General features: G+C 68.4%; 3 protein-coding genes. 1 reads left to right on the forward strand and 2 read right to left on the reverse strand.

Going from position 1 to position 2271, the window contains the following annotated elements; translation table 11 throughout:
• The coding region (locus tag EN738_RS33655; RefSeq protein WP_145967030.1) for a DUF2339 domain-containing protein at positions 1–957 on the reverse strand (957 nt) is incomplete at its 3' end.
• A 254-nt stretch (positions 958–1211) separates the two neighbouring features.
• Between EN738_RS33655 and EN738_RS33660 the strand changes: the two genes are divergently transcribed.
• Positions 1212–1676, forward strand: coding sequence for an NUDIX domain-containing protein (locus EN738_RS33660; RefSeq protein ID WP_127287299.1), 465 nt, complete (start codon positions 1212–1214; stop codon positions 1674–1676).
• A 9-nt stretch (positions 1677–1685) separates the two neighbouring features.
• Here the strand turns inward: EN738_RS33660 and recO are convergent.
• On the reverse strand, positions 1686–2271 hold a 586-nt coding region (recO, locus tag EN738_RS33665), incomplete at its 5' end, for a DNA repair protein RecO (protein ID WP_127287300.1).

Here is a 2271-nt window from a genome sequence, read left to right on the forward strand (position 1 = left end):
GTAGAGGATGGTCCAGAGGCCGGTGCCGACGAAGGCCGCCGCCACCAGCGCCTTCCAGTCGCGCAGGCGGGCAATCGCCGCGGTGGCGGCAAGCACGATCGCCAGATAGACGAACAGTGCCCAGGGATTGGGCGCCTGCGAGGAGACGAGCGCCGGCGTCGCCATGGCGCCGATCAGGCCGATGCCGGCCAGCGCCAGGCCATGAACCAGGCTCGCCGCGATCGTCGCCACGCCGATGACGCCGAGCAGCGCGAAGGCGAGCGCCGGACCAATGAAGCCGTAAATGCCATAAGCGGCATAGACGGTGCCGAACAGGATGAAGGCGCCGGCCGCCGTCAGGATCGCCGGGATATAGGCGCCGGCGGCGCCCTGCACCGGCACCTTGAAGCCGGTGCGGCGGATGAATTCGCCGCCGCCGACCAGCACCAGGCCAAGGATGCCGGCCATGGTGAGGCGCACGCCGGGGCCGAAAATGCCGGCTTCGATGGTGTAGCGGATCAGGAACAGGCCGCCCAGCGCCAGCGCGATGCCGCCGACCCAGACCGCCCAGCGAGTGCCGAGCGCGGTCTCGACGTCGGTCTGCCGCGCGGCCTTCGCCGGTTGCGCGGCCTCGGCGGGGCCGGCCGCAGGCTCCGCCGCTGGCGGCGGCGCTTCGTCCTTGGCCCACGGTCCGGACACGACCTCGCCCGCAGCAGCGGCGGCCTGCGCCGCCGGCGCTTCGGCGCCCGCATCATCGGCTACAGGAGGAGACGCTACTTCGGCCGTGATCGCCTCGGCCGGCTTGGCGTCGGCTTGCGGCTGTTCGGCCGGCCTGGCGGCCGGTAGCACCGCGCCCGAAAGCACGAGGCTGCGCAGCGCGCCAAGTTCGCGCTCGATCAGGCCGATGCGGCTCTGCTGGCGCGAGATGATGACGAACAGGGCGATGATGGCGGCAAGGCCGATCAGGCTTTCAAACATGGCGGTTCCCCCAAACCAGGCCGGTTGTCATTGACAATTGCGGCGGCCAGACGGCCGGTTCCTCCAGGCAAGCGCGCCGCCGGATCGGCGACAGCAAAGATCGAGCATGTTTCGCAGCCGAATGCCAGCAGCTTGCAGCCTTTATCCAATGCCGAGGTGTCAAGGCGGCCAGGAATAGTCCTGCTGAGCGAGGTTGCGTGGCACGTGCTGCAAGTAGTCATGCTAGTGTCGGCCGGATTTGATGAGGATGACCAATGCCGCAACGCAGCGCGGGCCTGCTGATCTACAGGCGCACCGGCGGGGTTTTCGAATTTCTGCTTGTCCATCCCGGCGGACCATTCTGGGCAAGAAAGGATGAAGGGGCGTGGTCGATCCCGAAGGGACTTGTCGACGAGAGCGAGGATGAACTCGCAGCCGCACGACGTGAGGCCGAGGAGGAACTGGGCGTCGCGATCGACGGAGACTTCGAGCCGGTCGGCAGTTATCGGCAGCCGGGGGGCAAGATCGTGACGGCATGGAGTGTCGAATCGGACGTCGATGCGGACGCCGTCAGAAGCAACACGTTCACCATGGAGTGGCCACCGAGGTCGGGTTCCGTGAAAGAATTCCCCGAAGTGGACAAAGCCGGCTGGTTTTCCTTGCCGGAGGCCGGGCTCAAAATCCTGAAAGGCCAGCGCCCCATTCTCGGCGATTTCCTGGAGAGGCAAAACGCCGGCTAGGCGCAAGCGCTACTCTCCGGCGATCGCCTTGCCGGCTGCGTGATGCCTGCGCAGCGCAGCGAGGAAACCGGTGCGGGCGTCGGGCGGTTCCAGGCCGCGCGGCTCGTAGACATGGCGGCTGAAGAAGAAGCCGGTCAGCCGGAACGCGTCCTCGAGCGCCGCCTGATCGGCACTGGGGCCCGTGCGCTGCAGGAAGGCCGGCAGCGCCAGCATCTTGTCGTGCCACGGCGCGCCCGCCGCGCGGGAGACGGCGCGGCCGGATTTCGGCGAGACATAGGCGAGGTCCTGCCTGGAGCCGGTCGCCGCGCACTGGCTGAGGTCGAGGCCGAAGCCGAGCTCGTCGAGGATCAGCAATTCGAAGCGCGCCACCAGCTCGCCCGCCGCGTCGGCGTCGTCGAGATGGGCGATCATGACCGCAAGCGTCTCGTAAAGCGCGCCATGGGCGTCGCGCTCGGGCAGCAGGCGCAGATGCGCGGCCATGGTCTGCAGGCCGTAGACGGCGACGGCGCTGTCCATCAGCCGGGCGGCATTCATCTCGATCGCCTCGGCCTGGAAGGTGCCGAGATGCTCGTCGAGGCGGGCCCGCCACCGGAGG

Source organism: Mesorhizobium sp. M4B.F.Ca.ET.017.02.2.1, assembly GCF_003998955.1.
Taxonomy (GTDB): domain Bacteria; phylum Pseudomonadota; class Alphaproteobacteria; order Rhizobiales; family Rhizobiaceae; genus Mesorhizobium; species Mesorhizobium abyssinicae.

Bases quoted from the DNA above. Each gene is read 5' to 3' on its own strand.
- EN738_RS33660 (WP_127287299.1), top strand. From the start codon at position 1,212: ATGCCGCAACGCAGCGCGGGCCTGCTGATCTACAGGCGCACCGGCGGG.